Genomic DNA, 25,248 nt, shown 5'->3' with positions numbered 1-25,248 from the left:
AGATTTATTGTATTGGAGAGTGGTGTGTGGGGTGAACGAATGACTCCTGACGTAGCTCACAGTCCGACCCCGACTTCCGCTCGAGGGGTTACCCTCGAGCGATGGATCGCCCAGACCCGGGCGTTCGTGGCCCGATACGCCCGCGAGCTGTTCAGAGACAAGGGGGTGCTGTTCTGGACGCTTGGCTTTCCGGTCGGCTTCTACCTGCTGACGATTACCGTGTTCGTGCCCGAAGGCGTGCCGGCGGAAATCGAGCCGTACGTCCTCGGCGTCGTTGCGATCAGTTACGGGATGTTCGGCGCGATTATCGCGTCGCTCAACAGCTTCAGCGAACAACTCGGAGCGGATATCGAGGCCGATCGGTACGTCCAGTTTCGCGCCTTGCCGTTGTCTCCGACGGCCGACCTCGCGGGTCGGATGATTGCTGGCACGGTCCTGTCGCTGGTCGCGCTCGCGGCCGTGCTCCCGGTCGGCGTCGCGACCGGTGCGAGGTTCGAGTTGCAGACGATCGGATCGCCGCTTGTCGTCCTCGTCGCCGTCGCCGCGTTCGCAGTCGTCTGGATGGCCGTCGCCGTCCTGGTCTCGGTCGCCGTTCGAAACTCCCGCTACGCTTCGATCATCACGGTCTCTCTCGCCCTGGTCGCGTTCATGCTCTCGGGGTACAACGGGACCGATCCCTCGGTTTTCCACGGCCCCGACGCGCTGTTGAACCTGCTTCCCCACACCCTCGCGACGCGACTGGTCGCCGACCACCTCGTGGCCATCGGCGGGACCGATGCCGGAATCGCACCGCCTGACCCGCCCGCTACCGGCCTCGGGGTGGCCCTGCTGGTCGCCTACGCCGTCGCCGCACTCGCTGTCGCCGTCGCGGTCACACGCCGATCGCTGTACAAACGGGAGGTGATGCCATGAGCGACGTCGCACTCCGAAGCAGGGACGTCCGCAAGGAGTTCGGTTCCGACGAACGGGATCGGGTTCTCGAGGGCGCGACCCTCGACGTCCGTGAAGGCGAGATCCTCCTGTTGATGGGACCGAACGGCGTCGGAAAGACAGTCCTGCTGTCGTGTTTCGCCGGCAGTGAACGCCCGACCGAGGGGGAGATCGAAGTCTTCGGTCGGCGTCCACAGGCAGTCGCCGGCGATCACCTCGGCTTTCTTCTCCAGGACTCGGTCGCCGTCGAGACGCTGACCGGCCGGGAGAACGTCGACTTCTACGCGGGTCTCCAGCCGAACTTCACCGATCGCTGGGAGACCTACGTCGACGACCTCGGGATCGCAGACGACCTCGACAAACTCGTCGAAAACTACTCCGAGGGGATGAAGCGAAAACTCGAGTTCGCGCTGACGATGAGTACCGACGTCCCGCTCTACCTGCTGGACGAACCGACCGCTGGCGTCGACCTCACGAACGTCCAGCGGTTCCACGACGTTCTCCTCGAGCGCCACGAGGCGAACCCGAAGACGACGACTGTCGTCTCCAGCCATCGACCGATGGACGCGAACGTCGCCGACAGGATCGCGTTCATGCCCGACGGGACGATTACCGCGGTTGGGACGCCGGAGGAGTTGCTGGAACGCGTTCCGACGGTCGTCCGCGTCACGGGTCGCGAGGCGATGCGAGTCGCCGAGGAGTACGTCGCCGACGGCCAGCTGTTCCCGCTCGGTGGAGAGGCCAGGGGTTTCCTCGAGGCGTGTGACGTCGAGACCGTTCGACAGGCCGTCGCCGAGAGCGACCGTACCGACCGCGGGCACGCGGCGGTGACGCCAGTCGAACCGAACTACACCGACCTGTTCAACTTCTCCGTTCACGTCGACAGATGATCGTCGATCCAACTCTCGCTACCGTCTCGACCGTTCGAAATCGTTCGTTCGAACCGCGACCGACGGGCGCAACGAAAGCGGAACGTCCATACCGTGGCCGTTCGCACAGTTCGACGAAGCGCCACTCGGAGGGACCACCATGACCGACGACCGAGAAATCGACGTCGACGCACTCGAGGCCGAACTCGAGCAGATCAAGGACGCGATGGGAATCCACGAACGGTATCCCACGCAGTTCCAGCTCTGGCTCGTCTACGGACTGCTGACGATGCTCGCATCGTTTGGCTCTCAGGCCGTCGTCACCTACGATCTGCCAGGGTGGGGACACGCCGCGTCGTGGGGCGGCTTCATGGGTGCTGGAATACTCTACTCGTGGTACGTCGGTGGTGACTACGAGGAGCCCGAAGATACGACGACGAAACCGGATCTTACGGTCCAGTCGATGTCGATCGTCGCGTATCTGCTGGCGGTCCTCTTCATCGTGACCCCGCTGCTCTCGGACGCGTCGCCGCTCGTCGAGAGCGCGACGATTTTCGCGTTGATCATCGGTGCCGTCGCCGCCAGCTACGTGGTGACCGGTGCGTCGCTGAAATCGTACTATGTCCGCGCTCGAGACAGGTACGCCTTCTACGCCGGCGGCGTCTGGATTCTCGTCTACGCCGTCGCGATGGTCCACGTTCCGCCCCTCCAGGAGTGGGGGTACGCGATCTTCGGCGTCCTCTATGCGGTGTACGGTGTAACTGCCTACGTCTATCTCGCGCGTGATACCGACACTGCCTGACTCGAACACTACCATGGAGTTCGACAAACTCGTCCACCAGCCGACCCGGTTGCAGATCTTCGCCTACCTCTACCGGCACGGCGAGACGGCGTTCCCGGAACTCGTCGAGGCACTCGACGTGACCGAGGGCAACCTCTCGAGTCACCTCGGGCGGATGGAAGACGCCGGAGCCGTCACCGTCGAGAAACAGTTCGTCGACCGCAAGCCACAGACGACCTACGAACTGACCGACGAGGGTCAATCGAAGTTCGAGGAACACATCGACACGCTCGAGACGCTGATCGATGGGTTGGCCGGCGATACGGACGAAGCCGGCGGTCAGTGAGGGCGCACGCAGCGAGTTTCGCACTGTTCTTGAGCCGCCTGATCTCTCCTCCCGACTCAACAGTCTTCGACCTGCAGCGGCCGGTCCGGATCGACTGCGTGAGCGAGCAGTTCCGTATCCGTTCCCAGCGGCAGCGACAGTATGCGGTCGGGCTCCTCGAGCACCCGTCCGACCACGACTTCCGCAACCCGGGCGACGGGGTTCCAGGTATCGTAGTAGGCCTCGTACACGCCGTCCATGTCCTCGGCTTCCATGTACTGCCACAGCGTATAGCCGTCGGCGGATCGCTCGAGGAAGATCGACTCCGTGAACATCGCTTCGGCCTCGAGCATCTCGGCGCTCCAGTTTTCGATTCGGTCGAGTTCCAGTTCGCCGTCGACGACCCGCCGAGTTACGCCTGCGAACGCCTCGGCGAGCCGTTCCGGATAGCCGGACTCGAGTGGAAGCCGAACGAGTTCGACGTCGCGCTCGAGTTCGTCACCCGACGCGACGAGTCGCTCGCCGCCGGTCGCGGTCCGCGGTCGCTCGGGATGGACGGCGTGGACGAGCAGTTCTCGATCGATCCACTGGTCGCCGTCTTCGAGGATTGCCTCGTGGTCGATCGGAAACGCGTTCTCGAGTTGCCTGTCGTCCCAGGCGGCCGCCGACCGCGGCCCTTCGACGTACCAGACGAGTTCGGGTTCTTCGCGTTCGCCCGTGAGAAAGAGCGACGCGGTCGTCACCGCCTCGAGTCCGAGCAGCCGGTTCGGATCGCCGTCGACCACCGTCTCGGCGACGTGCTCGCGAAGCGACTCGAGTCCTGCCGGATCGACGCGTCGGCGAACGAGCGCCGCTGTCGCGTGGCGTTCGGTGATGACGTCCGTCTCGCTCCCCGACGCGGACGGGTCGAGACTGGACCGAGTGCGCTGCAGGGCGTACCCGACGACGCCGACGAGCGTCCCAAGAACGATACCGCGAATCAGCCAGGATCGAATCGGTCGCGAGTTCATACGCTCTCTCGACGCCCGAACCGGTTCGAACTACTCCCGAAACCTATCGGTGTTTCAAGTAGCTGGAGCGAGAGGCCCACCTATGAAATCGATCCGGATCGAACTGCGGTACGATCCGTCGGCGCTGTCGCCGATCCACGACCTGCTCTGTACGGACCCCGACCTCGAGCGAGAGCTAATCCTCGGCGGGCAGTCGGTCGAGGGCGTCGAGACGATCACCTCGTTCGTCGAGGGCGAACCCGACCCGTACGAGTCCTTTCTCGAGGGCCGCGACGCCGTCAGGGAGTACGACGTGACGCCGACTGACGACGGGTTCTTCCTCTATCTCCGTCGCGAACTCGGATCGGAGGGGACGTCGCTTCTGAACGCGCTCGCACAGGAAACGGTCGTGGTCGTCCCGCCGATCGACGTCCGATCGGATCGGACAATGCGAATGACGCTGGTCGGTCACCCCAGCGACCTCGGAGCAGTGCTCGAGGAGACTCCCGAAGGCGTCGCACTCGACGTTCGGCAGGTCCGAAACGACCTCACAGTCGACGGCGCTGGCCTGTCGGAACGGCAGGAAAAGGCACTCGAGGTCGCCCGCGAACTCGGCTACTACGAGGTGCCACGCCGGAACGGTATCGAGGCCGTCGCCGACGAACTCGAGTGTGCGGTCTCGACGGCGTCGGAGTTGCTTCGGCGAGGAGAGGCGCGTGCGGTCGACAGCGCGCTCGATCGACTATAGGAACCACAGGACGAGCCAGGCCAGCACGCTCGCGTAGATCGGGATCGTCAGGTTGTCGTCGACGATGTAGCCGCGAATGGAGAGTTTGATCCCGTCGGCGAGGGTCGCGCCGAGCGCCGCCGCGAGGATTGCGAAGGGGTATTCGTGGAGGAACGGGGCAGCGAGAACGGCGCTCACGACGAACATCGTGACGAGCACCTTCGGTCCCTTGACCCGCTTCAGCGTGTTGTCCGAGACCGCGCCGCTGATCGGATCACCCAGCGCGAGCATCAACATCGCCGGCAGCGCGATCTGTGGCTCGAACAGCAGGACGACGACGGTCATGCTGATCATGTAGAGTCCGTAGCCGGCGATCTTCTCCTGTTCGTACTCGCGGGTCAGTTTCTCGTAGATCCACCAGTCCAGTCCTACGCGGAGACGAACGAACTCGAGCGCGAGCGCGCCGATCGCGAGAACGACCATCAGGAGCTGGAACCGGTCCCAGGTGAGTCCGACCTCGAGATAGTTCGCGAGCAAGTAGAGTGCGACCAGTCCCGACCCGCTCGCGTGGACGAGTCGTCGCTTCAGTTCGTCGGCCATCACGTCTCCCCTCGAACAACGGGACCTTCAGTCCGTCGGTTATCTTCGAAACGAACGATGAGGTCTCTGCCGACAATCGCGTCACGGACCGATACAGATTTATGTCAGACGATAGAATTGTTTCTGAATGCGTTCGCTCGTCTCACGTGCGATGTTTCCGGATCGGCCACCGACGAAAAGCGACGTACTGATGATTTTTGTCGCTATCATTCTAATCCTCTCTGCCTTTCCTCTCGGTGATGCGGCCTGGGAATGGATCGTCGTTGGATTCGTCCTTGGCCTGATCGGGATGGGCCCGGTCGCACAGTCGCCGATCGGGAAAGAGATTGGCGCGACGTTTCAGGCGATCGGCGTCGCCGGACGAATCGTCGTCATGTCGATCCTCATCGTACCGACGATCGCTGTAGCGGTCACCCTTCCTCGGATGTTCGTCGGTCTCTCCATCGGTATCCTCGCAGTGTTTCCGCTCTACGTCGTCGGACACCTCATCGTTGCCGGAGAAATCGATGGGTGGCGGGTAGACCCGAAGCCCTAGATGTCCGCGAACTCGAGGTCGCCTTCCCGAATTTCGGCGAGCGTCTCGGCGAGGCCGTCGACGGGCAGGCGCTTCTGGTCGGTCGTGTCTCGCTCGCGGACGGTAACGGTCGTCTCCTCTTCTTCGAGCGTCTCGTAATCCACCGTCACGCAGAACGGCGTGCCGACCTCGTCCTGGCGGCGGTAGCGTCGGCCGATGTTCCCCGAGTCGTCGTAGGTGACCGAGAGGCCGACCGCCCGCAGGTCGTCGACGATTTCGTGGGCCTGTTCCTCGAGTTCGTCGTCGTTCTGTAGTGGGAAGACGCCGACGAACGTCGGCGCGACTTCGGGCTCGAGTTCCAGATACGTCCGCTCTTCGCCATCGACCTCGTCCTCGCGATAGGCGTGGTGGAGGACGGTGTAGACGAGTCGGTCGACGCCGAACGAGGGCTCGATGACGTGGGGGACGATGTGTTCGCCGGCGATCGTCTCCTCGTCGACCGAGAAACCGGTCTTCTCGAGGGGGATCTCGTGGGTCTCGTCCTCGAGTTCGATCTCGACGGTCTCACCGTCGAAGGCGGACCGGTCGCGTTCGGCGAGCGTCTCGAGTTCGTCGACGACTGCCTGTGCGTCGCCGCCGAACTCGGGACCGAGGTAGCTCATGTCGGGATCGACGGTCGCGCGTTCGACGGTCTTGGGTTCGTCGTACTGCCTGAAGATCGTAAAGCGGTCCTCGGAGTGGTCCGCGTGTTTCGAGAGGTCGTAGTCGCTCCGGTTGGCGAAGCCAGCCAGTTCGATCCAGTTACCGTCGATTTCGCTCTCTGCGTCCCAGCAGTCCGCGGCGTAGTGGGCGCGTTCGCCCGAGAGGTGCTGACGGAACCGGAACCGGTCCATGTCGACGCCGACCGCCTCGTACCACGGTTTGGCGATCCCGAGGAAGTACGCGACCCACTCGTCGGTGATGACGTCCTCCTCGACTGCCTCGCCGATCGTCGTCTCGAGTTCCGAACCGTCCTCTTTGTTCTGCTCGCTGGCCGGATACAGCGTCACCTCGACGTCCTCGACGGCCTCGAGGTCGGGTTCGTCCTCTTCGGGGTCGACGAAGTACTCGAGTTCGGCCTGGGTGAACTCCCGCGTGCGGATAATCGAGCGTCGGGGACTGATTTCGTTTCGGTAGGCCCGACCGATCTGAGTGACGCCGAACGGGAGCTGGTTGCGTGCGTACTCCTTGAGTCGCGGGAACTCGACGAAGATACCCTGGGCCGTCTCGGGACGCAGGTGGCCCGGATCGGAGTCGCCGGGGCCGATGTTCGTCGCGAACATGAGATTGAACGTGTCGACGGCCTGGCCTGCCAGTCCCGCGCCACAGGAGGGACAGACGAGTTCGTACTCGGCGATGACTTCCTCGACCTCCGGGATAGGGAGACTCTCGGCGTCCTCGTACTCCGTGTTGTCCTCGACGACGTGGTCCGCGCGGTGGCTCTCGCCACATTCCGGACACTCGACGAGCATGTCGTCGAAGGTGTCGAGGTGGCCCGACGCCTCGAAGACTGGTTCGGGCATGATCGTCGGCGCGTCGATCTCCATGTTGCCCTCGGCGACCGCGAACCGGTCGCGCCAGGCATCCTCGACGTTGCCCTTCAGGGACGCACCCTGTGGGCCGAACGTGTAGAAGCCGCCGACGCCGCCGTACGCACCCGAGGACTGGAAGAAGTACCCTCGGCGCTTGGCGAGTTCGACCAGTTTCTCGCTCGTTGCGTCTGTCTCGGTTGCTTCTTGCTTACTCATAGAGTGCCTCGAGAATGTCTACGTCGCGGACGATGCCCGCGAGCTGTTCGGCAGTTGCCATCGGAATCTGTTCGACGTCGTTGCTGATCATCTGCTGTGCCGTCTCCTGGATCGACGTGTTGCCCGAGACGGTCACCACGTCGTCGGTCATGAACTCGCTGACCGGACCGGTCGGAATCTCGATGTCTCGAGTTGGGAGGTACCGGCTCCCGACGGCCTTGATCCCCTCCCAGGACCACTCGGAGTCCTGATCCGGGAAGTTGTCGCCGGTCGACTCTTCGCCCTCGACGATGCGGGCGACGTCGATGATGTCGACTTCCGTAAGGACGCCGTTCATCCGTCCGTCGTCGTCGAGTGCGACCGTGTAGGGGACGTTCGCGTAGTAGAGTTCGCGCTCGGCGACCGGCAGCGGCGCACCCTCGTAGGTCGTGTTGACGTTCTCGCTCGCGTAGCTCTCGACGGTACCGTCGGTCTCCTGGTCACCCGTCGCGATCGCGTGGATCACGTCGGTCACCGTGACGATCCCCTCGAACTCGCCGTCGACGACGGGGACGCGGCGCGCGCCCTCCTCGACCATCGTGCGGGCGAGTTCCTCGAGCGGCGTCTCGCGCGTGGTCGTCGGAACGTCCTCCATCAGCATCACGAGCTGGTCTTCGTCGGGCTGTTCGATCAGTGCGTCCCGCGAGATCAGTCCTCTGTACTCGAGGCCGTCGTCGGTCGATTTGACGACCGGGACGGACGAAAACGACTGTTCTTGCAGGTACTCGAGGACGTCCGAACGGGTGCCCGGCAGTTCGGCGGTCACCACGTCCTCGCGGGGCGTCATCGCGTCGGCTACGTTCATGTCCCCACGGTAGGGCAAAAATGAGTATAAACCCAGTGCTTCCCGCGCCGACAGTTCCCGAATCCGTTCGGTTCGGGAGACAGTTCGATTCGATGAGTTTATACGTGAGTGGTTGTCACTCACATACATGGCGACGAACCCCCACGCCACGACGTCCGGCGATACGGTCGTCGGTTCGATCGATACGGCTGACTCCAGCGAGGAGTACGTCATTGCGGACATCTCTGCCGACGACGCCTGGCTTTCGATGCAGGCTGACGACGCACCGACACTTCCGGCCTGGCGATAGCGGCGCGAGACGCTTCTGTTCGCGCGGATCGGTTACTGGCAACCACACCGTTTAGTGACCCAACCCCGTTTTCCACGCTATGAGCGGTCCGCGATCCCGAGATGGATCGTCGTCCAATTCGAACCCGTCTCCGTCGTCGCCCGTCGCCGACGTCTTCGGGGTCGATGCCGACGACTCGCGGTACACGACGGCGACGTTTCTCTCGGCGCTGGTGCCGACGGCGATCGGTCGTCGCGCTATCGCCGTCTCCGTCGAGACAGATCGAGACGTCTACGAACTGGACGACCCGGTCGAGATAACTGTCGAGTTCAGGAATCGGTTGCCCGTTCCGGTCGAGGTGCCCACGCCCCGACAGCGACTCTGGGGGTGGACGATAGACGACGAACTCGAGGCCAGCGACGAACGCCGCTACACGCGTTCCCGTCCCTCGTCGTTTAGCTTCTCGGGTGGCGAACGAAAACGGGCCTCGGTCACCTGGAACGGTCGGTTCAGGCGTTCCCGCGCGGATCACACCGAGTCCGTTCTCCCGGAACCCGGCGAGTACGAGATTCACGCGTTCGTTGCGACCCACGAGGACGCGTTCGAACCCAGCGATTCGACGACGATTACGATCCGCCGATAGGTTACCCGGTCAGGAACCCGCCAGCAGGAGCCTGCCGTTCTGGTCGGCCGTTTTCGCTGGTCTGTACGCCCGAGAACTCCGGGGAGTGTTCGATCGTTCGTTTCGCTTTCGCGCCGATTCGACTGTAGGTAGCGAGGATGGTCAGAAGCTTACTCATACACGAGTTAATAGAGTTGGCACTGCCTTAATTATTTTTCCGACGAAGAATCGTGTGATAGAATCGTTCCGGCGCGACCGGTAGACAACTATGACGGTCCCGACGAGTTACGGCTCCGGTGACTCGAGGCTCGCGTTCACCGATGCAGGTGACACGCCGTATAATGCGTTCCCGTGCCGTACTCCGGTTCGATCTCGTAGGCTGGCCGCTCGCGTGCACAGATACTCTGTTGGGCGAACGACTCGAGCAACAGGTCCGTCGCCGACTCCCAGTCGGTGGGCTCTTCCTCGTCGTCGCTTTCGCCGTAATCCGTCGCGACGTACTCGATCGCTTCCCCGACGATTTCGCCGGCCTCGCCGGTCGGCGTCCGTTCCGCGAAGAACTCGCGTCGGATCTCGTCGGCCGATCTGGGTTCGAACGTACGGCGCTTGACCGCCCGCATGAACGCCCGCGTCCGTTCCCACTCCTCGTCACTCAACTCGTACCGGTCGGGAGCGATCAGCCGCGGACACCGCGTTCGGAACCGACAGCCCGACGGCGGGTTGACTGGACTGGGGACCTCGCCCTCGAGGACGCCGCGAGCGTCGGTGTCGCGCGGATCGGGAACGGGGATCGACTCGAGCAATGCCTCGGTGTAGGGGTGCTGGGGGTTCTCGAACAGTTCCTCTTTCTCGGCGAGTTCGACGACGTTCCCGAGGTACATCACCGCCACGCGGTCGGAGATGTGCCGGATGACAGAGAGGTCGTGGGCGATAAAGAGGTACGTGAGACCGAACTCGTCCTGGAGTTCCTCCATCGTGTTCAGCACCTGGGCCTGGATCGAGACGTCCAGCGCCGACACTGGCTCGTCACAGACGATGAAGTCCGGATTCACCGACAGCGCACGCGCGAGGTTGACCCGCTGGCGCTGCCCGCCCGAGAACGCGTGCGGGTGACGGTTGTAGTGGTGAGGGTCGAGTCCGACCTTCTCGAGGAGTTCCTTGGCGCGGGCCTCCCGTCCCTCGTCGTCTAACATGTCGTGGGCTCGCATCGGTTCCTCGATGATCTGGCCGACCTTCATCCGCGGATCCAGCGACGACTGGGGGTCCTGGAAGATCATCTGGATCTCCGATCGCTTCTGCCGGAGTTGCTCGCCGCTCAGATCCGCGAGGTCGTCGCCCTTGAAGTAGATGCTTCCCTCGGTCGGCTCGAGCAGTCGGAGGAGCGTCCGCCCGAGCGTACTCTTTCCACAGCCCGACTCGCCGACGAGCCCCAGCGTCTCGCCGCGTCTGATCTCGAAACTGACGTCGTCGACGGCCTTGACGCTCGTGCGGCCGAAACTGATCGGCGGAAACCCGTCCGTCTCGACGGAGAGACCGCCGAGCAGCCCCGACTCCTGGCTGAAGTACTTCTTCAGCCCGTCGACTTCGACGAGCGTCTCGCCCTGTCCGACGTCCTCGCCGGTCATCTCGGAGCCGATCAGCCGTCCGTCCTGGCTCGCGTCACTCACCATCCTCACCTCCGTTCGGCTCGAGCGGTTCGGCAGTCGTCTCGGTGCTCGCCCCGCTATCGGCGGTTATCTGGGGTTCTTTCTCGAGTGGCACGCTCTCGTCGTAGCCGACGTCAAACGCGTCGTGTTTGACGCAGGCGGCACGGTGTGGCTCGCCGTCGGCGTCGGCGACCGTCTTCGTCTCCGGGTGGACGCGTTGACAGACCTCTCTCGCGTCGGGACACCTGGGATGGAACCGACAGCCGGACGGCGGGTTGATCGCTTCGGGCATCACGCCCTCGATCGGATCGAGTTCGCCGACGGTTCGATCGGGTCGTGGCATCGAGTCCAGCAGCGCCTCGGTGTAGGGGTGTTTCGTGTCGTAGAATAGTTCGTCCACCGGTGCCTGTTCGACGATCTCGCCCAGGTACATCACGTTGACCCGGTCACAGATCTCGGCGACGACGCCCATGTCGTGGGTCACCCAGATGAAACTCGTCCCGTACTTCTCCTGGAGGTCGTCGACGAGGTCGATGATCTGTCCCTCGACGGTGACGTCTAAGGCCGTCGTCGGCTCGTCGGCGATGATCAGGTTCGGCTCGCAGGCCAGCGCCATCGCGATGAGGACGCGCTGGCGCATCCCACCCGAGAACTGGTGTGGATACTCGTCGTACCGCTCCTCGGGATCGGGAATGCCGACCTCCCGGAGCATGTCGACCGCTTCCTCCCGGGCCTCGCCGCTCGAGAGGTCGCGATTGAGTTCGATGAACTCCCGTAACTGGCCGCCGACGGTGAAGACGGGATTGAGCGACTCCATCGGATCCTGGAAGATGACGGCGATCTCGTTGCCGCGGATCCGGGTTCGAATCTCCTCGTTCGAGAGCATGTCCTCGCGTTCCCGGAGTTCGCCGTCCGGCCCTTCCTCGAGACCGAAAAGCGTCTCTCCTCTGTAGGTAATCTCGCCGTCGACGATCTCGCCGGGTCGATCGACGAGTCGCAGCAGGCTCATCGAAGCCACACTCTTGCCGGCTCCGGATTCGCCGACGAGACCCACGATTTCGCCCTCGTGGACCTCGAAGGAGATGCCGTCGACTGCACGCACTGTACCGGCGTCCGTAAAGAACTGCGTCTTGAGGTTTTCGACGCGAAGGAGTGGTTCGGAACTCATGGTTAGTCGTTGATCCGCGGATCGAGCGCGTCCTGCAGCCCGTCACCGAAGAGGTTGAACCCCATGATGGTGACCATGATCGCTACCCCCGGCCAGATCGACAGCCAGACGTTCGAGTGCATGTAGCTGTGTGAGGTCTGGAGCATCTCGCCCCAGTCGGGCGTCGGCGGCTGTGCACCGAAGCCGAGGAACGAGAGCCCGGCGACGATGAGGATCGTGACGCCGATCTGCAGGGTCGCGTAGACCAGTACGGGCGCGAAGCTGTTCGGGATGACGTGACGCAGGATGATGTTGCGGTCTTTCACCCCGGCCGCTCGAGCGGCCTCGATGTAGTCCATCTCGCGGACCGACAGCACTTCGCTGCGTATGATCCGGGCGAACACCGGGATGAAGGCGATGCCGACGCCAATGATCGCGAATTGGACGTCGGGGCTGCCCCCGCTGACGAACACCGTGAAGACGATGATGAGGATCAGCGGCGGGATGGCGTAGACGGTCTCGATCGCTCGCATCAGGACGTCGTCGACCCAGCCGCCGTAGTAGCCGGCGACGGAGCCGATGATCGTGCCGCCGAGCAGTCCGAGGAACGTCGCGGCGAGGCCGACGCTGACCGACACCTGCGCGCCGTAGACGATCCGGGTGAAGTAATCCCGACCGTTCGGGTCGGTGCCGAGGGGATGCTCGAGTGAGCCGTCGGCGTGAAACGCCGGTGGCACGTTCGTCTCCGCCTCGCCCGGCGGCGGCAGTCGTTCTGGATGTTCGAAGATCGGGAGCGCCTCGGCCATCGCGAAGTCAGAGACGTTCCCGAAGGTGAGCCGTGAGAGGTTCCCGTCGACGAGCGTGTACGCCGTGATCGCCAGCACGAACGTGATGACGTACAGCCCCCATCGGGCAGTCGTATCCTGCATCACCTTTCGCAAGGTGTTTCGCCAGCCGGTCTGGACCTCCTTGGTTTCCGGTTCGGAGCCGCTTCCGACCTGAGATTCTCCTACTGCCATGGTTACTCAGCCTCTCCGTACGTGACGCGTGGGTCGATGTACGCGTACGCGATGTCGGTGATGATGACGCCGATCACGAACATCGTCGCGATGATCATCGTGATACCCATGATGAGCTGGTAATCGAGCTGGATGATCGCCTCGTAGAACAGCCGACCGAGCCCGTTGATGTTGAAGACGAACTCGATGAGAACGGCGCCGCCAAGCGCCGTCGACAGGTTGAGCCCGACGATCGTGATGATCGGCAGCTGTGCGACCTGGAACGCGTGCTTTCGCATGATCGTTCGCTCGGGCACGCCGTACGCTCGAGCGAGTTTGACGTACTCGCCCTGCAGGGACTCGATCATCTGGGTGCGTTCGACGCGCATCAGCGTCGCCATCTGCAAGGTTCCGAGCGCGATCATCGGCAACAGCAGGTGGCGTATCGTCTCGACGAAGTGTTCGACGTAGCCGTCGTGCCCGTAGACTTCTGGCGACCACCAGGGGTAGACCAGGTTCGCCGACGGGAGCCAGCCGAGCTGGACCGCGAAGATCAGGATGAGCATGATGCCGATCCAGAACGAGGGCGTGCTCACGCCGAGCAGGGCGACGATTCGAGAGACGTGATCGAACGGCTCGTTGCGCCGCTTGGCCGCGATGATGCCCAGCGGGATCGACGTCACGAGCGCGAACGCGTACGCCGACAGCACGAGCAACAGCGTCGGCCCGATCCGGCTGGCGATCAACTCCGAGACGGGACGGTTTCGGTGAAAGCTGTGTCCCATGTCGCCCTGAACCAGCCCGCCCATGTAGTCGAGATACCGTTCGTGCATCGGGCGATCGAGCCCGTACCGGGCCTCGACTTGCTCGATCATCTCCTGGTCGGCCTCTACCCCCTGTAGCATGAGCCTGACCGGATCACCCGGCGTCAGGTTCGCGAGCACGAACGTCAGGATCGAGATTCCGATCAGGACGGGAATCGCCTGGATGAATCGGTACGTCGTGTATCGAAGCAGTCCCATTGCTGAGAGCTATGGTCGGTGGTCGTGAGCGTCGGTCGGTCCTCCGAAGGGCCTCGAGCCCGTCACTGTTTCACTCGTCGACCCAGGTGTTCTGGTAGTCGGAGACGATGCGCGGATTGTAGCTCACGGCCGGGTGTGCGTGGAGATCCATGACTTCCTCGCGGGCAGCCATCGTGTTGTGTTCCGAGTAGGCCGGCAACACGGGCATGTACTCGAGGATTTCCTCGGTAACGTCGATGTACAACTCGCGTCGTTCGTCCTGATCCGCGCTCTCGCGCGCTTCCAGGATGTTGTCGTGGAACTCGCCTTGCCCCTCGTAGAAGTGGCCCTGTCCGACTTCCTCCTGACTCTCGTGGAAGAGGTTGTAGAAGTACGCGTCGGGGTCGGGTCCGCCGGTCCAGCCAAGCAGGTACATCTCGTAGTCGTCGGCGTTGCCGGTGGTGTACGTGTCGACCAGCGTCGCGAACGACATTCCTTGTACGTCTGCCCCGTAGCCGATCTCGGTCAACCGCGAGCCGATCCGTTCGGCAAGCGCCTCCCGGGGACCACCTTCCGGTGCGATGATCCGCGGCTCCCAGTCGTCTGAGACGCCCGCATCCTCGAGCAACTGCTCGGCCTGCTCGGGGTCGTACTCGGGCATCATCTCTTCCCACTCGTCGACGGGGAACTCCCAGTCACCTTCGTCGTTTGTAATCTCGGGGACGGGGCTCACGAGCGGTGCAGCCGCAGGACCGAGATGTTCGTTGACGAACTCCTGCATCGAGAACGAGTGGCCGACCGCGCGTCGCACGTCCGGATCGGTCGTCTCGCCCTCGTTACAGTTGAACGCGAGGTACATGTAGGACGGACTGCGGCTGCCGTGGATCCGAACGTCGTCTGCACCGTCGACCTCGTCCCACTCCGTCGCCGGCACCGTATCGATGACGTCCGCGTCGCCAGCGAGTACCTGTGCGACGCGGTTAGCGTCGTCCGGTGCGTCCTCGAAGCGAATCTCCTCGACGTACGGCTGGGGCTCGTCCCAGTAGTCGTCCCACCGCTCGAGTTCGACGTACTCGCCGGCCTGAAAGTCGGTGAACTGGAACGGGCCGGAGCCGATCGGATCGGTGTTGAAGTCCTCGCGATCCTCCGTACGGACCTCTTCTGGCACCACGTTGACGGCCATGGTCACCAGCGTAAAGGGCCCGTAGGGATGCTCGAGGTTCACCTCGAGCGAGTAGTCGTCGATCGGTTCGGCCGACTCGATCATCGCGTAGGTCGCCGCGTTCTCGGTTTCCTCTTCGACCGGTGCAGTAAAGGAGTGGGCGACGTCGGACGCGGTCACTTCGTCGCCGTTGTGGAACTCGATCCCGTCCTGGATCTCGAAGATGAACGTTTCGCCGTCGTCTTCCTCCTCGGGCATCCCGTCGGCGATCTTCGGCTCGAGTTCCATCTCGTCGTCCCACTCGTAGAGGCCGTCGAACACGAGGTTCGCGACCTGCATACTGTAGGAGTCGAAGGAGACGACGGGATCGAAGTCCTCGTCGCGTTCCGCCGGCTGGAGGAATTCGATCGAACTCCCGCTTGCCGTCTCTTCGTCGCCCGGCTCCTCCCTGTCGTACTGATATTCGCCGATGTCTGCCGGTTCCTCACCGTTATCGTCCTCCTCGCCATCCTCACCAATGCACCCTGCGATGGCCGCCGCGGAGACCGCCGCCCCGGAGGCGAGAACCCGTCGACGGGTCGGTCGTGACATGTCTACCATCGTCCTCGTTGGTAGGACCTCGCCCACTCTTTGTTATCCTCTACCAACTGTGGCCAACGATCATTACACTCCTGATACAGCTTAAGTAATACCGTTTTACACGCACCGGGTGGGTTTTTATTATCCAATACCGGATATCAGTGTACAAATGTGGCAGAAGGGGTGCAGTACGTGTCGAGGTCGGCGTCGCAATCGTTCGACCGCGAACGGTCAGTCGTCGTGCCAGTCGGCGACCCGTTCGACGTCGGGGACGAACTTCTCGTACTCCTCGTGCTGGAACGAGCCGAGCACCGTTCCGTCGAGCGTCTGCACGCGAGTGTAGATCACGTCGTCGTCTATCGCCGCACTCGCCATCCCGGCCGCGTTACGGAGCCTGTACTGTCCGGCAATCATGATTACCGTCTCGACATCCGGATCGATGTACTCCACGACGAGGAAGACTCGGTCGTCGACCGTCTCGCGATACACTTCGTAGAGCGGGAACTCCCCGCGCTCGAAGGCCTCCTCGAACGGCGTCGCCTTGTTGTCCGGAATAATGAACGACGGCCCGAACCAGTCATCCTCGCTGCCAGACGGCGGCGTCGGTGCCGTGTTCCCGGAGATAATGCTGACGACGTCCCATCCCTGTTCCTCGCGTTCTTCCGCGAGTCCTTCCATGTCCTCGAGCGTCCGTTGCCACGCCTTCGTCGCTGCAGTTCCGCCCGGCGTCGACTGCCCTCGAGTGTTGGGGTCGCTCCCGGTGTCGGTCATACTCCCTTCAAGGGACGGGACACTGGTTTACTTTTCTCTTCTCGATTGCCGACTGACACAGAAGCTCCGAACGGGAAGCCGCCGCTTAGACGCCGAATACGGTCTCCATACCGAACGAGACTGCGAGCACGAGTAGACTCCCCACGAACAGTTTGGTTCCCGGCGACACGCGAGTCATCGGTGGGATGGACTCGGTCGGATAGATAGACAGTCCATCGAGTGCCGTCTGGAGCTGTGATTCCTGCTCTCGAGTGACGGTCGACGGCGACTCCTGTTTTTCGTCGTACTTCAGCTGAGACGACTGGAGCCAGAGCCAGATGCTGCTGTAGCCGAACACGGCCATCCCAACGAGGAACAGCCCGACCTTGACACCCGTCCACTCGTCGCCGGCGACGTAGCCAACTGGCGTCACCACCACCACGACGAGCGCGGTGAAGACGACTGCGTACGCAAAGACGTCGACGAGCAGCCAGCCGACGGTCGACGGACTCGGTCGGGACATGTGTGATTACAGTTCTTCTTCGGGTGAGGCGTACTCGGGCTGGTGGCGGTGACACGCGCTGGTCCGGCCGGTGTCGCCGACCTGACAGTGTGACGGGTCCTCGCGGTCACAGACGCTGTTGAACTCCTCGGCGAGGTACTCGAGTGCGCGTTCGAACTCGTTTTGTTCGACGTACTCGTGGGCCCGGTCGACGTGGCGTTCGACCTCGCTCGAGAGCTCGAGGTCGCCGAACAGTTCGTCCCGTACCTCCGTAATGTTCTCGAATCGTACGTTCTGGCCGCGGAACTCGCGGACCCGGTCCCGAATCGACAGATCCGCCCGGGACCGTTCCTCGAGCAATACGCGGAAGAGGTTGATCGCTTCCCAGACGTCGTCGTCGAGGTCCGCGTACCCTTCGGGCCGGATCTTCGCCGGGCAGCGCGTGCTGAACGGACAGCCCGACGGCGGATCTCGCGGGCTCGGCGGCGTCCCGTTGAGGATGATCCGGTCTCGTTCGACCGTCGGATCTGGTTCCGGGATCGCCGACAGGAGCGCGTGCGTGTACGGATTCGACGGATCCTGGAACAGCTCCTCGGTCGGTCCGATCTCCAAGATGTTCCCCAGGTACATCACCGCGACGCGGTCACAGATGTGCCGAACGACGCTCAGGTCGTGGGCGATAAACAGGTACGTCAGTCCGAACTCCTCCTGGAGGTCGTCCAGCAGGTTCAGGACCTTCGCCTGCACCGAGACGTCGAGTGCCGAGACCGGTTCGTCCAGCACGACGAAGTCCGGTTCCAGCGCGAGCGCGCGAGCGATCCCGATACGCTGGCGCTGCCCGCCGGAGAACTGGTGGGGATACCGGTAGTAGTGTTCCTTCTGGAGGCCGACGGTCTCGAGTAGCTCCCGGACGTGGTCGCGGCGCTCGTGTGGGGTCTTCCAGTCGTGGACGTCGAGCGGCTCTCGGACGATCTCACCGATCGTCATCCGGTCGTTCAGGCTCGATTCTGGGTCCTGGAACACCATCTGTGCGTTGCGCCGCCACTTTTTCAGTTCGGCACCGCTGAGACTCGTCACCTCAGTGCCGTCGTAGCGAATCTCGCCGTCAGTGGCGTCTTCCAGGTGGATGAGCGTTCGACCGAGCGTCGTCTTTCCACAGCCTGACTCGCCGACGAGTCCGAGCGTCTCCCCGCGAGAAATCTCGAAGTTGACGCCGTCGACGGCTTTCACCGGCTGGCCACCGAGCAGGCCGTCGCCCTCGTAGTAGGTCTTGAGGTTGTCGACTTCGACGAGCGTCTCTCCGCGCTGATCGGTCGATTCGGCTCGTTCGGATACTTGCTGGCTCATCGGTTCTCACCTCCTGTATTCGCGTCGGCGCTGCCACCCAGTCGATCGTGAAGCGCAACGCGCTCCGACTCCGGCTTGTCGTCCGGATAGAGCAGACACGAGACGCGGTGGTTTTTGCCGTCCGCTCCGTCGTCGATGGCGACCGACTCGGGATGGACCTGATCGCACGCCTGGAACGCCTTCGGACACCGCGGCGCGAACCGACAGTAGCCTGCCGGTTCGTTCGGCGTCGGCACGTCGCCCTCGATCGTCGAGAGCCGATCTTTGCCGACCTGTCGCCCCGGAATCGACTCGAGCAGTCCCTGGGTGTACGGATGGGCCGGGTCGGCAAACAGGGTTTCGACGTCGGCCGACTCGATGAGTTCGCCGGCGTACATGACGTTGACCCGGTCTGCAACCTCAGCGATGACACCCATGTCGTGGGTGATGAACATGATCGCGAGGTCCCGTTCCTCCTGGAGTTCGTCGAGCAACTCGAGGATCTGAGCCTGGATCGTCACGTCGAGTGCCGTCGTCGGCTCGTCACAGATCAACAACTCGGGATCGCAGGCAAGCGCCATCGCGATCACCGCTCGCTGGCGCATCCCGCCGGAGAACTGGTGGGGGTACTCCGAGACCCGCTTTGGGGCGTCCGGAATGCCGACCGCCTCGAGCAGTTCGATCGCTTCCTCGGTCGCTTCTTTTCCTTTGATCCCCTGGTGGAGCCGCAGTGCCTCCTTGATCTGGTTGCCGACCGTATAGACGGGGTTGAGGCTGGTCAGTGGATCCTGGAACACCATCGCGATGTTGCCGCCACGGAGCTTTCGCAGCGGCTCACCCTCTGTCCGCGTGACGTCGACGTAGCTATCCGTTCGGTCGTCGCTCGAGCGGTCGAGGAAGACGAAATCGCCCTCGTCGACCAGTCCGAGTTCCTCGCCGTAGCCGGCGTCGACGACGTCGGTCACGTCGAGTTCGTCGGCCGACGGAACCGGCTTACCCGGGTCGGCGAACTCCTCGATGGAGGCGTCGATCGCCGGGTTCTCGAGGACGTCCGCCGGATCGAACCGGTCGCGAACGTCGTCGAGGTAGACCGTGTTGTCGGGGTAGGACTCGGCGAAGTTCTCGACCGTCTCGGGGTTGTGGTAGCGAATGCTACTGCCCTCGAGGACGCGGCCGGGGGACTCGACCAGTCCCATGATGGAGCGTGCGGTGACGCTCTTGCCGGATCCGCTCTCGCCGACGATGCCGACGGTTTCGCCGACGTCGATATCGAAACTGACGCCGTCGACGGCCCGAATGACCTCCTTGTCCGTGAAGAAGGCGGTCTGGAGGTTCCGGATCGTGAGGATCGGCTCCGTCGCTGTACTCGTATCGTCGTTTGCGTATTCGATCGGGTCTTCCATAGACATCAGCCACCACCTCCGGCAGCGCCGGCACTCGCACCGGCGTCGCCGCCTTCGGCGTCGCTTTCGGGGTCGATCGCGTCACGGATCCCGTCACCGAGGGCGTTGAACGCGGTCACGATGAGGACGACCATGATCCCGGGAATCGTGGCGGTGTGCCAGGATGCCGTCGAGACGTAGGGCCGTCCCTCGTAGACTGCCCGTCCCCACTCGGGGGTCGGTGGCTGAACACCGAACCCGAGGAACGAGAGCGCAGCGACGCCGATGATGACGCCGCCGAGCGACATCGAGGCGTAGACGAGCATGTACCCTGCGATGTAGGGGGACATGTGTTTCTGCATCGTCGCCAGTGGACTCTGGCCGTAACTTCTCGCGGCGTCGACCCACTCCTGTTCTGCGACCTGTAAGGAAGGGCCACGAACCGCACGCCAGAGGTGTGGCCACCCCGTCACTGCGAAGATCAGCGCCAGTAACAGGCCACCGTCGTATATCGTCGCTATCGGGTGTTGGGCTTCCATGAACAGCACCGATAGCAGCAACACGACCAGGAACCGCGGTAACGACATGATCGAGTCGCTCGCGACGACCGTGATCAGGTCGAGCAGTCCCTTGTAGTAGGCCGTCATCAACGCGAGCGCGGTTGCGACAACTGCCATCAACACCGTCGCAAGTAGCCCGATGACCAGCGACACTTGCGCTCCATGTACCAGGAACGTGAACAGGTCTTTCCCGTCCTGATTCGTCCCGAACGGATGGAACCTGTCGTACTGGTCGTAGCTCATCAGTCCGACGTTACTGTCACCGCCGACGGATCGCGTATCGAGGTTCGCTTCGCCGTACGTCGTCGACGCGACCTCTTCGAGTTCCTCGTCGTAGTACTCGAGTTCGTGTTCGTACGGCTGGTAGAGGTCTGCTTCCGCAGGCGTGGGGCCGAGAACGGGCGCCCACAGCGCCATCACGACGAACGCGACGACGACGACGAGTCCGAATATGCCCCAGTAGTGGTTCCGGAATCGATTGATGCTGTCGTCACGTGGCGTCCAGTCGGCTTCCCGATACTGTTCGCGGAAGATATTGTATCCTTTCCAGAACCAGCCGAGGAGGGCGAACGCATAGGCGTAGACGACGGCCACTCGAATTGCCCACGCTATCGCGGGCGAGAGGCCGAGCCAGGTACCTTCCCAGCTACCGTCTGCAGCCTGGTATCCCTCGTTCGGGATCGTTTCGCGGCTCGTCAGCGTCTGCAGAGAGCTGACGGCCTCGACGCCCTGTCTCAGCCAGCTGAGAACGACGTCGACGAGAGTACCGAGCGGGGTCACGATCAGTGCCACGACGACGACGGCGACCAGTGCCGTGACAATCGTTCGTTCGAGGACGTCTTCCTTGCCGGTCCCGAGTTCGATACCCAGTCGGTCGACGATCGAGAACGGAACGAACAGCCACTTGACGAGCACGCCCGCCATCGACAGCAACACCACTGCCGTCACCACGAAGGTGAGGGTGGAGCTAATCGGGCCGAGCGAGTCGGCGACGACGCTGGCGAGCCAGGACGGTGCAGCCGCGACTCCCTCGAGCGTGAACCGCGCCACTTCGCCGACTCGCAGGGCGGCGGCTGCGATCGAACCCAGTTCGAGCGCGAGCAGGAAGACCAGCCCGGCGAGCCAGAGCAGTGCCGGGCGTGGGTTCTCTGCGATGCGTTGCCGAAGCGTCCTGTCGTCGAATTCGTCTGTTTCCGTGCTCATCCTTGGTACCCCACGCGCGGATCCAGGAGCGTGTAGAGGATGTCCTGGATGATGTTGATCGAGACGATGATGATGATGAAGACGAACATTAGCGAGCCTACGAGCGGGAGGTCACCCTGGATGGCAGCCTGGAAGAACAGGTAGCCGATGCCGTTGATCCCGAAGATGACTTCCACGATGACTGAGCCACCGATCAGGATGAACGCCTCGTTGGTGATGATCGGAACGAGCGGAATCAGCGCGTTCCGGAAGACGTGTTTCCAGACGATCACGCGACTCCGGAGTCCCTTCGCCTTCGCTGTCTGGACGTAGTTCGAGTTGATCGTCTCGAGGACTGCCGTGCGGCCGATACGCAACTCGTTACCCATCGACGCCGAGCCGAGCACGATGGCTGCGGGCAGGATATGCTTGACTGCGGCCAGGAATCCCTCTACCGAGAAGTAGATTCCGACCGGAATGGCCACGACGCCGAGGCTGGCCCAGTCGGTCACCGCGAAGAAATCGAGCGGCGGCGTCCCGACGAGGCTGTCGATTTCGACGATAAACGTGTGCCAGTCCAGTCCGAACAGGAATCGCTCGGTCTGGCGGAGGAACGCCAGGAACATGATCGCCAGCCAGAAGTTGGGCATCGCTCGCCAGATGATGCCACCGAACGAGGCGATGTAGTCACCCCAGGTGTTCGAGTTGAGGCCGGCGTAGAAGCCGAGCGGGATCCCGATAAATAGCGGGATCAGCACGGACCAGAAGCCGAGCCACAGCGTTCGCGGTGCGTAGCTGGCAAGCAGCGTCGTGACGTCAGTGTTTGGCTGGATGACCCACGACTGGCCGAGGTCGAACGACCACGGAAGCAGCATGTTCGACATGAACTCGATGTACTGCTCCCACAGCGGTCTATCCAGTCCGAGCCGTTGTTCGATCTGTACTCGTTGTCCCGGTCCCGAATCCGGTCCGAGGATAGCTGATACGGGATCGATCGGACCCATTCGGATGATGACGAACGTGATCGTGAGCCCGAAGACGATGACAGGAATCGACAGCAGGATCCGGCGGAGCAGATAACGCCAGCGGCTCATCGTCGCTCACCTCCTGTTCGTCGTCGCATGTATAACGATTCTGATAGTTCTAGTGTATGTACCATCTGAACACTTTGTATAGCGAGATGACCGAAATCGGTCGTCAAACGAAATCGACGACCGTTCGGGCGGTTTTCAGCGGTCTATTTACGTTACTGGTCCAGCGTTGCCTCGTTGAACACCTGGAGGTACTCGCCCATCGCGCCGAACGGCTCGACGTCGACGCGGTCGTAGTAGAACTGCTCCATGAGCTGGTGGTACAGCGGGATACAGACCATGTCGTCCCAGATGGCTTCTTCCATTTCGACGTAGGCCTCGTTACGGAGGTCCTCGTCCTCTGGATCGGGGTTCGCCTCGATACGCTCCCAGGCGTCCTGTGCCTGCTGTGCGGCGTCACTGTCTGCCTCGTGCCAGTCGAGGTAGTACCCGTTGGTGTCCCCTGGCATGCGGGAGGTGTCCGTGTTCTCCGGCTCGAATCCGAACATCCCGTATCCGGGGTCCGGCCAGCTCCAGGTCCAGCCCAGCGAGTAGAACTCGAGGTTACCGTTCTCGCCACGCTCCTGTAGCGTCGCGAACGGTGCTTCCTCGAGGTTGAGGTCGACGCCGAGTCCGGAAAGCTGGTCGCGGATCTCTCGACCGGCTTCCTGGAAGACGTCGGACTGGTAGGTCGTCAGCGTCAGCTCGTACGGATCGTCCTCGGTGTAGCCGGCCTCTTCGAGGACTTCGCGGGCCGCGTCGCGGTCTGCAGTGTTGCGGTTGTATGGATAGTCCTCGATGAACGATTCGTAGGCGTCGGCACCGCCAGGCCACATACCCGATGGCGTGAAGGTGAACGCTTCGTCACCACGGCCCTCGAAGAGGGTCTGGATCAGCGTCTCGTGGTCGACGACGTACGCGATTGCCTGTCGGACCGGACGCGGGACCGACGGGACGTTGAACGCGAAGTAGTACGTACTCAGCTGTGGCGCGCCGACGTAACCGACGGTCTCGTCGTTCTCCATCGGTCCGTAGCTACCGACCTCGCGGCCGCGCTCGTCGGTCTCGGCGTCGATCAGGCTGGCGTCGTACTGCGCCGTCGGAATCTCGAAGATGTCGGCGTTGCCCTCGATCGCGTAGGTGTAGCGGGCTTCGTCGTCTTCGAAGATCGCCCAGTGGACGCCGTCGACGTTCGCGACGCTGCCGTGGTAGTCGTCGTATCGGACGACTTCCGCTTCGGAGTCGGACTCCCAGTTCTCGAACTCGAACGGACCAGTACCGATCGGGTTCTCCGAGGAGAACTCGCTCTGGTCGATCTCGCCGTCGTAGCCCTCGATGTCGCCGACGAGTCCTTCCGGCACGGCGGCGAAGGAGTCGTACGCGAGAATTTCCAGGGCGTCCGGCGCCTGCGTCTCGAGCGTGATCTCGAGCGTGTGGTCGTCGACGGCCTCGACGCCGAGGCTCTCGGGTTCGGCTCTCCCGTTTTCGTCGATATCGGCTTCGACGTTGAGGAACGAGGCGTCGCCGATGATGAAGTTCCCGCGTTCGCTGTTCGGCGACTCCGCGAGTCGTCGGAACGAGTAGACGAAGTCCTGTGCGGTCAGTTCCTCACCGTTGTGGAACTCGACGCCTTCCTTGAGTTCGAACGTGTAGGTCAGTCCGTCGTCGGAGAGTTCGTACCCCTCCACGAGGAGGTTCTCGAGGTCGGTCGTTCCGTTCGGGAAGTGCGTCAGCGTCTCGAAGATCTGACGGATAACCCGTCCGGATGCGGTGTCCGTCGACTGGATCGGATCCAGCGACGTCATGGTCGAATTAACGAGGTTAAGGACACCTTCATCACTGCCGTCCTCATCGTCTCCGTCGCTCGGGTCGTCACCGATACAGCCAGCGAGTGCCAGTGCACCAGCAGCCCCACCAGTTGCCTTCAGGAACGATCGGCGTTCCAGTTCGTCTCTCATGCTATGATTTCCCTTGACCAAAGCTGCAGGTAAATCTATCGTTACTTCTTTGTCCTTCTCGTTATAGCTGTAATATTTTGTTCTGGGGTCTGTACAGTACGATTCTCCGACTTCCAGCTACCGAATAATTGTTTATTTATCCTGGATGTCACGTGCTCTCTTACCACATTTACCGAAATTCACGAAACTAGTTTGGTTCTACTAGGCGTTTTCAGCCCATTCGATAAAAATGTAATTTTAAATGACTGTTGGTGGCGGAGGGATTGCACTTCCTCAACCTTTTTGCTTCTCTCAATCAGATGTGAGCGTATGCATTATCGAGAGGTCCAGACCGCAAGCGAGTACGTCGCTCGTCTCGAGACCGGCGCGGACTGGCGAGGGGAAATCGAGTCGCTAGCGGCGGAAGTCGGGGCCGACGCCGCGTGGTTCACCGCACTCGGTGCCGTCCAGGACGCCGAACTCTGGTTCTACGATCAGGACGAGTGCGAGTACTATCCCATCGAGTTCGACGAACCGCTCGAGGTCGCCAGCTGTGTCGGCAACGTCTCCCTGCTCGACGACGACCGGTTCGCCCACACCCACGCCGTGCTCTCTGACGACGAAGGGGTCGCCTACGCCGGTCACCTGAACGAGGCCACCGTCTGGGCCGGCGAGGTCCACATGCGCGTCTTCGAGGAACCGCTCGAACGCGAGTACGACGACACCACCGAACTCGACCTCTGGCTCTGA

Annotated in this window: 26 protein-coding genes; 9 read left to right on the top strand and 17 right to left on the bottom strand. The window is 62.7% G+C overall.

Annotated features, from left to right (window positions below):
• The first annotated feature begins 39 nt into the window (after positions 1-39).
• From BLR35_RS14640 to BLR35_RS14625, 4 genes are all read left to right on the top strand, one after another.
• Positions 40-912, top strand: coding sequence for an ABC transporter permease (locus tag BLR35_RS14640; RefSeq protein WP_090383490.1), 873 nt, complete (start codon positions 40-42; stop codon positions 910-912).
• A complete protein-coding gene (locus BLR35_RS14635) occupies positions 909-1,820 on the top strand; it encodes an ABC transporter ATP-binding protein (protein WP_090383486.1) in 912 nt (303 codons plus the stop codon). Before BLR35_RS14640 ends, BLR35_RS14635 begins: the two co-directional genes overlap by 4 nt.
• Positions 1,821-1,959: 139 nt before the next feature.
• A complete protein-coding gene (locus BLR35_RS14630) occupies positions 1,960-2,601 on the top strand; it encodes a hypothetical protein (RefSeq protein ID WP_090383484.1) in 642 nt (213 codons plus the stop codon).
• Between the two features lie 13 nt (positions 2,602-2,614).
• On the top strand, positions 2,615-2,926 hold the full coding sequence (locus BLR35_RS14625; protein WP_090383481.1) for a winged helix-turn-helix domain-containing protein: 312 nt from the start codon (positions 2,615-2,617) through the stop codon (positions 2,924-2,926).
• 56 nt (positions 2,927-2,982) lie between these two features.
• Here the strand turns inward: BLR35_RS14625 and BLR35_RS14620 are convergent, their stop codons facing one another.
• Positions 2,983-3,915, bottom strand: coding sequence for a hypothetical protein (locus BLR35_RS14620; RefSeq protein WP_090383479.1), 933 nt, complete (start codon positions 3,913-3,915; stop codon positions 2,983-2,985).
• A gap of 82 nt (positions 3,916-3,997) precedes the next feature.
• Between BLR35_RS14620 and BLR35_RS14615 the strand changes: the two genes are divergently transcribed.
• Positions 3,998-4,642: a helix-turn-helix domain-containing protein gene (locus tag BLR35_RS14615; protein WP_090383477.1), complete on the top strand. Its 645-nt coding sequence runs from the start codon at positions 3,998-4,000 to the stop codon at positions 4,640-4,642.
• Here BLR35_RS14615 and BLR35_RS14610 read toward each other — a convergent pair.
• On the bottom strand, positions 4,637-5,221 hold the full coding sequence (locus BLR35_RS14610) for a diacylglycerol/polyprenol kinase family protein (RefSeq protein WP_090383473.1): 585 nt from the start codon (positions 5,219-5,221) through the stop codon (positions 4,637-4,639). The two genes, BLR35_RS14615 and BLR35_RS14610, sit on opposite strands and share 6 nt — an antisense overlap.
• 127 nt (positions 5,222-5,348) lie before the next feature.
• On the opposite strand from BLR35_RS14610, the gene BLR35_RS14605 reads away from it, so the two are divergent.
• Positions 5,349-5,756, top strand: coding sequence for a hypothetical protein (locus BLR35_RS14605; protein ID WP_090383470.1), 408 nt, complete (start codon positions 5,349-5,351; stop codon positions 5,754-5,756).
• On the opposite strand, the gene glyS is transcribed toward BLR35_RS14605, so the two are convergent.
• Both glyS and BLR35_RS14595 read right to left on the bottom strand, forming a co-directional pair.
• The gene (gene glyS, locus BLR35_RS14600; protein ID WP_090383468.1) at positions 5,753-7,522 is read right to left on the bottom strand and encodes a glycine--tRNA ligase; all 1,770 of its coding nucleotides are present in this window, start codon (positions 7,520-7,522) and stop codon (positions 5,753-5,755) included. The two genes, BLR35_RS14605 and glyS, sit on opposite strands and share 4 nt — an antisense overlap.
• Positions 7,515-8,366 (bottom strand): CBS domain-containing protein, encoded by an 852-nt coding sequence (locus tag BLR35_RS14595; protein ID WP_090383465.1) that lies wholly within the window; start codon positions 8,364-8,366, stop codon positions 7,515-7,517. Before BLR35_RS14595 ends, glyS begins: the two co-directional genes overlap by 8 nt.
• Before the next feature lie 127 nt (positions 8,367-8,493).
• On the opposite strand from BLR35_RS14595, the gene BLR35_RS20770 reads away from it, so the two are divergent.
• Together BLR35_RS20770 and BLR35_RS14590 are read left to right on the top strand one after the other, a co-directional pair.
• The gene (locus BLR35_RS20770) at positions 8,494-8,655 is read left to right on the top strand and encodes a DUF7556 family protein (protein WP_170831045.1); all 162 of its coding nucleotides are present in this window, start codon (positions 8,494-8,496) and stop codon (positions 8,653-8,655) included.
• Between the two features lie 79 nt (positions 8,656-8,734).
• Positions 8,735-9,277, top strand: a complete 543-nt coding sequence (locus BLR35_RS14590) for a DUF7974 family protein (RefSeq protein ID WP_090383462.1) — start codon at positions 8,735-8,737, stop codon at positions 9,275-9,277.
• A 1-nt stretch (position 9,278) separates the two neighbouring features.
• Here the strand turns inward: BLR35_RS14590 and BLR35_RS20765 are convergent, their stop codons facing one another.
• The 13 genes from BLR35_RS20765 to BLR35_RS14530 all read right to left on the bottom strand — a co-directional run bounded on the left by BLR35_RS20765 (position 9,279) and on the right by BLR35_RS14530 (position 24,519).
• The gene (locus BLR35_RS20765; RefSeq protein WP_170831044.1) at positions 9,279-9,434 is read right to left on the bottom strand and encodes a hypothetical protein; all 156 of its coding nucleotides are present in this window, start codon (positions 9,432-9,434) and stop codon (positions 9,279-9,281) included.
• A 136-nt stretch (positions 9,435-9,570) separates the two neighbouring features.
• Positions 9,571-10,926 carry an ABC transporter ATP-binding protein gene (locus tag BLR35_RS14585; RefSeq protein WP_090383460.1) on the bottom strand — a complete coding sequence of 452 codons (1,356 nt, stop codon included), beginning with the start codon at positions 10,924-10,926 and terminating at the stop codon, positions 9,571-9,573.
• Positions 10,916-12,070: an ABC transporter ATP-binding protein gene (locus BLR35_RS14580; protein WP_090383457.1), complete on the bottom strand. Its 1,155-nt coding sequence runs from the start codon at positions 12,068-12,070 to the stop codon at positions 10,916-10,918. Before BLR35_RS14580 ends, BLR35_RS14585 begins: the two co-directional genes overlap by 11 nt.
• A 2-nt stretch (positions 12,071-12,072) precedes the next feature.
• Positions 12,073-13,068 (bottom strand): ABC transporter permease, encoded by a 996-nt coding sequence (locus BLR35_RS14575; protein ID WP_090383452.1) that lies wholly within the window; start codon positions 13,066-13,068, stop codon positions 12,073-12,075.
• Positions 13,069-13,070: 2 nt separating this feature from the next.
• On the bottom strand, positions 13,071-14,069 hold the full coding sequence (locus tag BLR35_RS14570) for an ABC transporter permease (protein WP_090383449.1): 999 nt from the start codon (positions 14,067-14,069) through the stop codon (positions 13,071-13,073).
• Positions 14,070-14,139: 70 nt separating this feature from the next.
• Positions 14,140-15,810: an ABC transporter substrate-binding protein gene (locus BLR35_RS14565; protein WP_090383447.1), complete on the bottom strand. Its 1,671-nt coding sequence runs from the start codon at positions 15,808-15,810 to the stop codon at positions 14,140-14,142.
• A 210-nt stretch (positions 15,811-16,020) separates the two neighbouring features.
• Positions 16,021-16,560: a DUF7529 family protein gene (locus BLR35_RS14560; RefSeq protein ID WP_090383444.1), complete on the bottom strand. Its 540-nt coding sequence runs from the start codon at positions 16,558-16,560 to the stop codon at positions 16,021-16,023.
• Between the two features lie 85 nt (positions 16,561-16,645).
• Positions 16,646-17,062, bottom strand: coding sequence for a DUF7555 family protein (locus BLR35_RS14555; RefSeq protein ID WP_090383441.1), 417 nt, complete (start codon positions 17,060-17,062; stop codon positions 16,646-16,648).
• 6 nt (positions 17,063-17,068) lie between these two features.
• Positions 17,069-18,388: an ABC transporter ATP-binding protein gene (locus tag BLR35_RS14550; protein ID WP_090383437.1), complete on the bottom strand. Its 1,320-nt coding sequence runs from the start codon at positions 18,386-18,388 to the stop codon at positions 17,069-17,071.
• Positions 18,385-19,776: an oligopeptide/dipeptide ABC transporter ATP-binding protein gene (locus BLR35_RS14545; RefSeq protein WP_090383434.1), complete on the bottom strand. Its 1,392-nt coding sequence runs from the start codon at positions 19,774-19,776 to the stop codon at positions 18,385-18,387. Before BLR35_RS14545 ends, BLR35_RS14550 begins: the two co-directional genes overlap by 4 nt.
• Complete coding sequence (locus BLR35_RS14540) at positions 19,776-21,512, bottom strand: ABC transporter permease (protein ID WP_090383431.1); 1,737 nt, start codon at positions 21,510-21,512, stop codon at positions 19,776-19,778. Before BLR35_RS14540 ends, BLR35_RS14545 begins: the two co-directional genes overlap by 1 nt.
• Entirely contained in the window at positions 21,509-22,585 is a 1,077-nt protein-coding gene (locus tag BLR35_RS14535) for an ABC transporter permease (protein ID WP_090383428.1), read from the bottom strand. The genes BLR35_RS14540 and BLR35_RS14535 overlap by 4 nt, the downstream gene beginning before the upstream one ends.
• Before the next feature lie 152 nt (positions 22,586-22,737).
• A complete protein-coding gene (locus BLR35_RS14530; protein ID WP_090383426.1) occupies positions 22,738-24,519 on the bottom strand; it encodes an ABC transporter substrate-binding protein in 1,782 nt (593 codons plus the stop codon).
• Positions 24,520-24,828: 309 nt separating this feature from the next.
• On the opposite strand from BLR35_RS14530, the gene BLR35_RS14525 reads away from it, so the two are divergent.
• A complete protein-coding gene (locus BLR35_RS14525) occupies positions 24,829-25,248 on the top strand; it encodes a PPC domain-containing DNA-binding protein (protein ID WP_090383423.1) in 420 nt (139 codons plus the stop codon).

Source organism: Natronobacterium texcoconense (genome assembly GCF_900104065.1).
In the GTDB taxonomy this organism is placed as follows: Archaea; Halobacteriota; Halobacteria; order Halobacteriales; family Natrialbaceae; genus Natronobacterium; species Natronobacterium texcoconense.
This window is presented reverse-complemented; position numbering and strand designations above follow the sequence as displayed.

What these genes read in the sequence shown, in the direction of transcription:
- BLR35_RS14530 (WP_090383426.1), bottom strand. Translation starts at nt 24,519, where the DNA reads ATGAGAGACGAACTGGAACGCCGATCGTTCCTGAAGGCAACTGGTGGG.
- BLR35_RS14620 (WP_090383479.1), bottom strand. Translation starts at nt 3,915, where the DNA reads ATGAACTCGCGACCGATTCGATCCTGGCTGATTCGCGGTATCGTTCTT.
- BLR35_RS14565 (WP_090383447.1), bottom strand. Translation starts at nt 15,810, where the DNA reads ATGGTAGACATGTCACGACCGACCCGTCGACGGGTTCTCGCCTCCGGG.
- BLR35_RS14580 (WP_090383457.1), bottom strand. Translation starts at nt 12,070, where the DNA reads ATGAGTTCCGAACCACTCCTTCGCGTCGAAAACCTCAAGACGCAGTTC.
- BLR35_RS14525 (WP_090383423.1), top strand. Translation starts at nt 24,829, where the DNA reads ATGCATTATCGAGAGGTCCAGACCGCAAGCGAGTACGTCGCTCGTCTC.
- BLR35_RS14560 (WP_090383444.1), bottom strand. Translation starts at nt 16,560, where the DNA reads ATGACCGACACCGGGAGCGACCCCAACACTCGAGGGCAGTCGACGCCG.
- BLR35_RS14575 (WP_090383452.1), bottom strand. Translation starts at nt 13,068, where the DNA reads ATGGCAGTAGGAGAATCTCAGGTCGGAAGCGGCTCCGAACCGGAAACC.
- glyS (WP_090383468.1), bottom strand. Translation starts at nt 7,522, where the DNA reads ATGAGTAAGCAAGAAGCAACCGAGACAGACGCAACGAGCGAGAAACTG.
- BLR35_RS14590 (WP_090383462.1), top strand. Translation starts at nt 8,735, where the DNA reads ATGAGCGGTCCGCGATCCCGAGATGGATCGTCGTCCAATTCGAACCCG.
- BLR35_RS14535 (WP_090383428.1), bottom strand. Translation starts at nt 22,585, where the DNA reads ATGAGCCGCTGGCGTTATCTGCTCCGCCGGATCCTGCTGTCGATTCCT.
- BLR35_RS14625 (WP_090383481.1), top strand. Translation starts at nt 2,615, where the DNA reads ATGGAGTTCGACAAACTCGTCCACCAGCCGACCCGGTTGCAGATCTTC.
- BLR35_RS20765 (WP_170831044.1), bottom strand. Translation starts at nt 9,434, where the DNA reads ATGAGTAAGCTTCTGACCATCCTCGCTACCTACAGTCGAATCGGCGCG.
- BLR35_RS14550 (WP_090383437.1), bottom strand. Translation starts at nt 18,388, where the DNA reads ATGAGCCAGCAAGTATCCGAACGAGCCGAATCGACCGATCAGCGCGGA.
- BLR35_RS14595 (WP_090383465.1), bottom strand. Translation starts at nt 8,366, where the DNA reads ATGAACGTAGCCGACGCGATGACGCCCCGCGAGGACGTGGTGACCGCC.
- BLR35_RS14545 (WP_090383434.1), bottom strand. Translation starts at nt 19,776, where the DNA reads ATGTCTATGGAAGACCCGATCGAATACGCAAACGACGATACGAGTACA.
- BLR35_RS14635 (WP_090383486.1), top strand. Translation starts at nt 909, where the DNA reads ATGAGCGACGTCGCACTCCGAAGCAGGGACGTCCGCAAGGAGTTCGGT.
- BLR35_RS14605 (WP_090383470.1), top strand. Translation starts at nt 5,349, where the DNA reads ATGCGTTCGCTCGTCTCACGTGCGATGTTTCCGGATCGGCCACCGACG.
- BLR35_RS14570 (WP_090383449.1), bottom strand. Translation starts at nt 14,069, where the DNA reads ATGGGACTGCTTCGATACACGACGTACCGATTCATCCAGGCGATTCCC.
- BLR35_RS14540 (WP_090383431.1), bottom strand. Translation starts at nt 21,512, where the DNA reads ATGAGCACGGAAACAGACGAATTCGACGACAGGACGCTTCGGCAACGC.
- BLR35_RS14610 (WP_090383473.1), bottom strand. Translation starts at nt 5,221, where the DNA reads ATGGCCGACGAACTGAAGCGACGACTCGTCCACGCGAGCGGGTCGGGA.
- BLR35_RS14585 (WP_090383460.1), bottom strand. Translation starts at nt 10,926, where the DNA reads ATGGTGAGTGACGCGAGCCAGGACGGACGGCTGATCGGCTCCGAGATG.
- BLR35_RS14640 (WP_090383490.1), top strand. Translation starts at nt 40, where the DNA reads ATGACTCCTGACGTAGCTCACAGTCCGACCCCGACTTCCGCTCGAGGG.
- BLR35_RS14630 (WP_090383484.1), top strand. Translation starts at nt 1,960, where the DNA reads ATGACCGACGACCGAGAAATCGACGTCGACGCACTCGAGGCCGAACTC.
- BLR35_RS14615 (WP_090383477.1), top strand. Translation starts at nt 3,998, where the DNA reads ATGAAATCGATCCGGATCGAACTGCGGTACGATCCGTCGGCGCTGTCG.
- BLR35_RS14555 (WP_090383441.1), bottom strand. Translation starts at nt 17,062, where the DNA reads ATGTCCCGACCGAGTCCGTCGACCGTCGGCTGGCTGCTCGTCGACGTC.
- BLR35_RS20770 (WP_170831045.1), top strand. Translation starts at nt 8,494, where the DNA reads ATGGCGACGAACCCCCACGCCACGACGTCCGGCGATACGGTCGTCGGT.